The sequence below is a fragment of the Streptomyces sp. NPDC002643 genome (assembly GCF_053592555.1).
In genome coordinates, this window is the sequence record NZ_JBSFVY010000024.1 from 148984 (window position 1) to 156056 (window position 7073).

Here is a 7073-nt window from a genome sequence, read left to right on the forward strand (position 1 = left end):
GCGGCCCCGGAATCAGGGCGGTCGAGGGGAATCCCTGCCCGTAGGGGCGATGGCCCGGCGCCGGCAGACGGGTAAGGTCTGCGGCTGTGAGAGGTACTTCCCCGGCCCTGCTGCCCCCGGCCGATGCCACACCGCCCGTACGGCATCCCGACGCGCCCGCCCCCGGCGAGCTGCTCGGCGCGCACTACGAGCAGTGCTTCGGGTGCGGGGCGGAGCAGCCCCACGGGCTGCATCTGGAGGCACGGGCGGGGGAAGGGGTCTCCCTCACCGCCGAGTTCACGGTCAAGCCCGCCCACCAGGGGGCACCCGGGCTGGCGCACGGTGGAGTGCTGGCCAGCGCCCTCGACGAGGCGCTCGGCTCCCTGAACTGGCTGCTGCGCACCATCGCCGTGACCGGACGGCTGGAGACCGACTTCGTACGGCCCGTGCCCGTCGACACCGTGCTGCACCTGGAGGCCGAGGTGACGGCCGTGGCCGGGCGGAAGATCTTCGCGACGGCCACCGGGCGCATCGGCGGCCCCGACGGTCCCGTGGCCGTCCGCGCCGACGCGCTCTTCGTCGAGGTGAAGGTCGACCACTTCATCGACAACGGCCGCCCCGAGGAGATCCGGGCGGCCATGAGCGACCCGGACCAGGTCCGGCGTGCCCGCGCCTTCGAGGTGAACCCGTGAACAGCGCGGGTCGTGCTCCCGTCGACGTTCTGATCAGGCGCGTCGATCCGGACGTACCGCTGCCCGGCTATGCGCATCCCGGTGACGCCGGGGCCGATCTGCGGACCACGGAGAGCCGTGAGCTGAAGCCGGGCGAGCGGGCCGTGCTGCCCACGGGAGTCTCCATCGCGCTCCCGGAGGGGTACGCGGCCTTCGTGCACCCACGATCCGGTCTCGCCGCCCGCTGCGGTGTCGCCCTGGTGAATGCCCCGGGGACGGTTGATGCCGGGTACCGTGGGGAGATCAAGGTGATCGTGGTGAACCTCGACCCGTACGAGCCCGTGCGGTTCGAGCGCTTCGACCGGATTGCCCAACTGGTCGTCCAGCAGGTCGAGAAGGTGCGCTTCCAAGAAGTGGCGGAGCTTCCCGACTCGGCGCGGGCCGAGGGGGGCTTCGGGTCCACCGGCGGTCATGCCGCCGTGGGCGACACAAGCAGCACAACGGGTGGGAATCGATACGCTTCGGTCGTATCCGACCGGGAAGGACAGTGACGTGTTCGGACGTCGCAAGAAGAAGGGCTCCGCTGAGGACGCGGCGGACGCGGCGAGCGAGGCCGAGCAGGTCGACGGCGTAGCCGAAGAAGTCGACACTGAGGCGGACGAGGGCGAGCGGGAGCGTGTGCGGCTCGAACCCGAGCCGCGGCCCGACGGGCCCTGGGACAGCACCGAGGTGCGCGAGCCCGGCGAGGGCCGTGTGGATCTCGGCGGCATCTTCGTGCCCGGGGTCGACGGCATGGAACTGCGGGTCGAGGTCGCCGGTGACGCGATCGTCGCCGCGACCGTCGTACTGCGCGACAGCGCGGTCCAGCTGCAGGCCTTCGCAGCGCCCAAGCGTGAGGGCATCTGGGGCGAGGTGCGCGAGGAGATCGCCAGCGGTATCACCCAGCAGGGCGGTGTCATCGACGAGGTCGAGGGCCCGCTGGGCTGGGAGCTGCGGGCCCAGGTGCCGGTGCAGCTGCCGGACGGCACGGGCGGCTTCCAGGTCGTGCGGTTCGTCGGTGTGGACGGGCCGCGCTGGTTCCTGCGCGGGGTGATCTCGGGCCGGGGCGCGGTGGAGCCGCAGACCGCCGGGCTGCTGGAGCAGATCTTCCGGGACACCGTCGTCGTACGCGGTGAGGGGCCGATGGCTCCGCGTGACCCGATCGTCCTGAAGCTGCCGAACGACGCGCAGATGGTCCCCGAAGGGGTTCAGCAGGAGGAGCAGAGCGGGTCTCGGTTCTCCGGTGGGATGGGGCAGCTGCAGCGGGGGCCGGAGATCACCGAGGTTCGTTAGGCGCTCCTTGCACACAGTGCCGCCGCGCGCCCCTCAAGGGGCGCGGTGCGTCCCCTCGGCCAGGTAAGTGGGCCGTACCTTCTGTGAGGTGCGGCCCATTGTCGTGTTCGTGGCGCGTCAGGGTTCTGTCAAAGAGCGAGTGCGGCTGCCGCTGTGTCCCTTTGCCGTGGAAGACGTGGCAGACAATGGGGCCATGGGACGCGGGAAGCTTCGGATCTATCTCGGTGCGGCACCGGGGGTGGGCAAGACGTACGCCATGCTGTCCGAAGCGCACCGCCGGGTCGAGCGGGGCACCGACTGTGTGGTGGCCTTCGTCGAGCATCATGACCGGCCGCGCACCGAGGTGATGCTGCACGGGCTGGAGCGCATACCCCGCCGGGAGCTGGAGTACCGGGACGCGGTCTTCACGGAGATGGACGTGGACGCCGTACTGCGGCGGGCCCCGGCCGTGGCCCTGGTGGACGAGCTGGCGCACACCAATGTGCCCGGCTCGCGCAACGACAAGCGGTGGCAGGACGTCGAGGAACTGCTCGCGGCCGGCATCGATGTGATCTCGACCGTCAACATCCAGCATCTGGAGTCCCTCGGCGATGTCGTCGAGTCGATAACGGGGGTGCGGCAGCGCGAGACCGTGCCCGATGAGGTGGTGCGGCGGGCCGATCAGATCGAGCTGGTCGACATGTCGCCGCAGGCGCTGCGGCGGCGGATGGCGCACGGCAACATCTACAAGCCCGACAAGGTCGACGCCGCGCTCTCCAACTACTTCCGGCCCGGCAATCTGACGGCCCTGCGCGAGCTGGCGCTGCTGTGGGTGGCCGACCGGGTCGACGAGTACCTCAACGCGTACCGCAGTGAGCACCAGGTGTCGGCGATCTGGGGTTCGCGCGAGCGGATCGTGGTCGGGCTGACCGGGGGACCCGAAGGGCGGACGCTGATCCGGCGGGCCGCGCGGCTCGCGGAGAAGGGCGCCGGCGGCGAGGTCCTGGCCGTCTACATCGCCCGCAGCGACGGGCTGACCTCCGCTTCGCCCAAGGAACTCGCCGTCCAGCGCACCCTCGTCGAGGACCTCGGCGGCACCTTCCACCACGTCGTCGGCGACGACATCCCGGCCGCGCTGCTGGCCTTCGCGCGCGGTGTCAACGCCACGCAGATAGTGCTCGGCGTCTCGCGGCGCAAGAGCTGGCAGTACGTGTTCGGGCCGGGCGTCGGCGCGACCGTGGCCCGGGATTCGGGCCCCGACCTGGACGTCCACCTCATCACGCACGACGAGGCGGGCAAGGGGCGCGGGCTGCCGGTGGCCCGGGGCGCGCGGCTCGGGCGGGCGCGGATGGTGTGGGGCTGGCTGGTCGGGGTGGCCGGACCGGGGCTGCTGGCCGTGCTGCTGGCCACCATCGAGAGCGACCTCGGCCTCGCCAACGACATGCTGCTGTTCCTGTCGGTGACGGTCGCCGCGGCCCTGCTGGGCGGACTGCTGCCCGCCCTCGCCTCCGCGGTGCTGGGTTCGCTGCTGCTCAACTGGTTCTTCACCTCGCCCGTGCACACCCTCACGATCGACGACCCCAAGAACATCGTCGCGATAGCGGTCTTCATAGGGGTCGCGGTGGCGGTCGCGTCCGTCGTCGACCTCGCGGCCCGGCGTACCCAGCAGGCGGCGCGGCTGCGTGCCGAGTCGGAGATCCTGTCGTTCCTCGCGGGCAGTGTGCTGCGCGGCGAGGCCGGGCTCGACCCGCTGTTGGAGCGGGTCCGGGAGACCTTCTCCATGGAGTCGGTGGCGCTGCTGGAGCGGGCGGGCGACATGGAGCCGTGGACGTGCGCGGGGAGCGTGGGGCCCCGGGCGGTGGTGGACCGCCCGGAGGACGCGGACGTGGACATGCCGGTCGGCGACCATATGGCGCTCGCCCTCTCCGGGCGCGTGCTGCCCGCCGAGGACCGCCGGGTGCTCGCCGCGTTCGCCGCCCAGGCCGCCGTCGTACTCGACCGGCAGCGGCTTCAGCAGGAGGCCGACCAGGCCAAGGAGCTGGCCGAGGGCAACCGCATCCGGACCGCGCTGCTCGCCGCCGTCAGCCATGACCTGCGGACGCCGCTGGCCGGGATCAAGGCGGCCGTCTCCTCGCTGCGGTCCGACGACGTGGCCTGGTCGCGGGAGGACGAGGCCGAACTGCTCGAAGGGATCGAGTCGGGCGCCGACCGGCTCGACCACCTCGTGGGCAACCTCCTCGACATGTCCCGCCTCCAGACCGGTACGGTCACCACGCTGATCCGCGAGATCGACCTCGACGAAGTGGTGCCCATGGCCCTCGGCGGGGTGCCCGAGGGCAGCGTGGAGCTGGAGATCCCCGAGAGCCTGCCCATGGTCGCCGTCGACCCCGGGCTGCTGGAGCGGTCGGTCGCCAACGTCGTCGAGAACGCCGTCAAGTACAGCCCGCCGGGTACGTCCGTTCTGGTCGCTGCCAGTGCCCTCGGGGGCCGTGTCGAGCTCCGGGTCGTCGACCGCGGCCCCGGCGTCCCCGACGAGGCCAAGGACCGCATCTTCGCCCCCTTCCAGCGCTACGGCGACGCTCCGCGCGGGGCCGGTGTCGGGCTGGGGCTCGCGGTGGCCCGTGGCTTCGCCGAGGCCATGGGCGGCACCCTCGACGCCGAGGACACACCTGGGGGAGGGCTGACCATGGTGCTGACGGTGCGCGCCGTACAGGGGGCCGGGGCGAGGGCTCCGGTCGCATCGGTGCGGCCGGGCGGCGCAGGGGACTCGGCCGTGTCGGTGGACGCGGTCTCTTCGGCAGAAAGGCGAACCACATGACCCGGGTGCTCGTGGTCGAGGACGAACCGCAGATCGTGCGTGCGCTCGTGATCAACCTGAAGGCCCGCAAGTACGAGGTCGACGCGGCCCACGACGGGGCCACCGCGCTGCAGCTCGCCGCCGCCCGGCACCCGGACGTCGTCGTACTCGACCTCGGGCTGCCCGACATGGACGGCGTCGAGGTGATCAAGGGGCTGCGCGGCTGGACCCGGGTGCCGGTCATCGTGCTCTCCGCCCGGCACACCTCCGACGAGAAGGTCGAGGCGCTCGACGCGGGTGCCGACGACTACGTCACCAAGCCCTTCGGCATGGACGAACTGCTCGCCCGGCTGCGGGCCGCCGTCCGCCGCGCCGAGCCCGTCGGCGGCGACGAGGGCGACGTGATCGTCGAGACCGACCACTTCACCGTGGACCTCGCCGCGAAGAAGGTGAACCGGGGCGGCAAGGACGTCCGGCTGACGCCCACCGAGTGGCATCTGCTGGAGGTGCTGGTGCGCAACACCGGGCGCCTGGTCAGCCAGAAGCAGCTGCTCCAGGAGGTCTGGGGGCCGTCGTACGGGACGGAGACCAACTACCTCCGGGTCTACATGGCCCAACTGCGCCGCAAGCTGGAGGCCGACCCGTCGAGGCCGAGGCACTTCATCACGGAGGCGGGGATGGGGTATCGGTTCGAGAAATGAGCCGGGCCGCGGCCGGGGGTCCGGGGGTTGTCCCCGGGGGATGCATCACGGAGGCGGGGATGGGATATCGGTTCGAGAAGTGATCAGCGTGGAGCGTACGGGGGGTCGGGTCTGTCGGTGGGCCCCGGTAGGCTCTTTGGCATGAGTGCTGTCCCTCGTTCCGAGAAGCCGGTGGGCCGGTTCCGGCGCATGCTCGACCGGCTGTCCTCGTCGCAGGAGGACCTTGAGTCCGAGGAGCTGCGCGAGGACGCGGACACCACGGGCTGCACGCGGATCTGTGACTGCCACGACCGACAGATAGTGACGGTTACTGGTACCTTGCGCACGGTCACGCTGCGTCCGCGCGCCGGTGTCCCGGCCCTGGAGGCCGAGCTGTTCGACGGTTCGGCCGCTCTGGACGTGGTGTGGCTCGGCAGGCGCTCCATCGTCGGGATAGAGCCGGGGCGCAAGCTGATCGCATCCGGGCGGATCTCGATGAGCCGGGGCCGTAGGGTGCTCTTCAACCCGAAGTACGAACTCAGACCGCTCGGACGGGAGTAGCCGGTGACGTCGCTCGACAAGCCGACGGAAGACGCCCAGCGCGACCACCGGGACACCCCGGGTGTCCAGGACGGCGCGCAGGACTCCAAGGCGGTGACCGAGGCCGCGCTGTTCGAGGCCTTCGGCGGCGTGCGGGGCATGGTCGAGACCGTGCTGCCGGGGCTCCTGTTCGTCACCATCTACACGATCAACAAGGATCTGCACTCTTCGGCCATCGCCGCCCTTGGTGTCTCGATCCTGCTGGTCGTGGTGCGGCTCGTCATGAAGGACACCGTCAAGCACGCCTTCAGTGGTGTCTTCGGGGTCGCCTTCGGTGTGGTCTTCGCGATGATGACCGGCAACGCCAAGGACTTCTATCTGCCGGGCATGCTCTACACGCTGGGGCTCGCCCTCGCGTACATCATCACCACGCTCGCGGGTGTGCCGCTGATCGGGCTGATGCTCGGGCCGGTCTTCAAGGAGAACCTGTCGTGGCGTACGCGTAATCCCGGGCGCAAGAAGGCGTATGCGAAGGCGAGTTGGGCCTGGGGGCTGATTCTGCTCGCCAAGTGCGCGATTCTCTTCCCGCTGTACTGGTGGGCGGACACCACTCAGCTCGGGTGGGTGCTCGTCGCGTTGAAGATTCCGCCGTTCCTGCTGGCTGTGTGGCTGACGTGGGTGTTCCTGGCGAAGGCTCCGGCGCCTATCGATGTGTTCGCCGAGATGGAGGCGGAGGAGAAGGCCGAGCAGGAGCGTAAGGCTGCGGAGCGGGCGGGGGCCGCCGGGGAGTGAAGGTCGCCCCCGCCGCCCTTACCCTTCCCATCCCTGGGGGGCTGCCGCCCCCAGACCCCCGCTTCGGCCTGAACGGCTTCGTCCTCAAACGTCGGGCGGGCTGGGTGGGGTGGCTGTCCGCCTTCGTCCTCAAACGTCGGGCGGGCTGGGTGGGGTGGCTGTCCGCCTTCGTCCTCAAACGTCGGGCGGGCTGGGTGGGGTGGCTGTCCGCCCTCGTCCTCAAACGCCGGATGGGCTGAGTAGGGGCGCCCGGGGATATCCGGGCGCCCCGACACGTGCCAAGCGCTGGTGTCAGAGCCTCGC

General features: G+C 70.9%; 8 protein-coding genes. All 8 read left to right on the forward strand.

Annotated elements, in window-relative coordinates; genetic code table 11:
- Window positions 1–86: 86 nt before the first annotated feature.
- The 8 genes from ACWD4G_RS31665 to ACWD4G_RS31700 all read left to right on the forward strand — a co-directional run bounded on the left by ACWD4G_RS31665 (window position 87) and on the right by ACWD4G_RS31700 (window position 7009).
- Window positions 87–671, forward strand: coding sequence for a PaaI family thioesterase (locus tag ACWD4G_RS31665; RefSeq protein ID WP_451299484.1), 585 nt, complete (start codon window positions 87–89; stop codon window positions 669–671).
- The gene (gene dut / locus ACWD4G_RS31670) at window positions 668–1201 is read left to right on the forward strand and encodes a dUTP diphosphatase (protein WP_451299486.1); all 534 of its coding nucleotides are present in this window, start codon (window positions 668–670) and stop codon (window positions 1199–1201) included. Before ACWD4G_RS31665 ends, dut begins: the two co-directional genes overlap by 4 nt.
- A gap of 1 nt (window position 1202) precedes the next feature.
- On the forward strand, window positions 1203–1982 hold the full coding sequence (locus tag ACWD4G_RS31675) for a DUF3710 domain-containing protein (RefSeq protein ID WP_451299488.1): 780 nt from the start codon (window positions 1203–1205) through the stop codon (window positions 1980–1982).
- Between the two features lie 193 nt (window positions 1983–2175).
- Window positions 2176–4779, forward strand: coding sequence for a DUF4118 domain-containing protein (locus ACWD4G_RS31680; protein WP_451299490.1), 2604 nt, complete (start codon window positions 2176–2178; stop codon window positions 4777–4779).
- Window positions 4776–5459, forward strand: coding sequence for a response regulator (locus tag ACWD4G_RS31685; RefSeq protein WP_451299492.1), 684 nt, complete (start codon window positions 4776–4778; stop codon window positions 5457–5459). Before ACWD4G_RS31680 ends, ACWD4G_RS31685 begins: the two co-directional genes overlap by 4 nt.
- A gap of 141 nt (window positions 5460–5600) precedes the next feature.
- Complete coding sequence (locus tag ACWD4G_RS31690; protein WP_451299494.1) at window positions 5601–5999, forward strand: OB-fold nucleic acid binding domain-containing protein; 399 nt, start codon at window positions 5601–5603, stop codon at window positions 5997–5999.
- A 3-nt stretch (window positions 6000–6002) separates the two neighbouring features.
- A complete protein-coding gene (locus ACWD4G_RS31695) occupies window positions 6003–6770 on the forward strand; it encodes a DUF3159 domain-containing protein (protein WP_451299496.1) in 768 nt (255 codons plus the stop codon).
- Window positions 6767–7009 (forward strand): hypothetical protein, encoded by a 243-nt coding sequence (locus ACWD4G_RS31700; protein WP_451299498.1) that lies wholly within the window; start codon window positions 6767–6769, stop codon window positions 7007–7009. Before ACWD4G_RS31695 ends, ACWD4G_RS31700 begins: the two co-directional genes overlap by 4 nt.
- Window positions 7010–7073 lie beyond the last annotated feature (64 nt).

Bases quoted from the DNA above. Each gene is read 5' to 3' on its own strand.
- ACWD4G_RS31685 (WP_451299492.1), top strand. From the start codon at position 4,776: ATGACCCGGGTGCTCGTGGTCGAGGACGAACCGCAGATCGTGCGTGCG.
- ACWD4G_RS31690 (WP_451299494.1), top strand. From the start codon at position 5,601: ATGAGTGCTGTCCCTCGTTCCGAGAAGCCGGTGGGCCGGTTCCGGCGC.
- ACWD4G_RS31680 (WP_451299490.1), top strand. From the start codon at position 2,176: ATGGGACGCGGGAAGCTTCGGATCTATCTCGGTGCGGCACCGGGGGTG.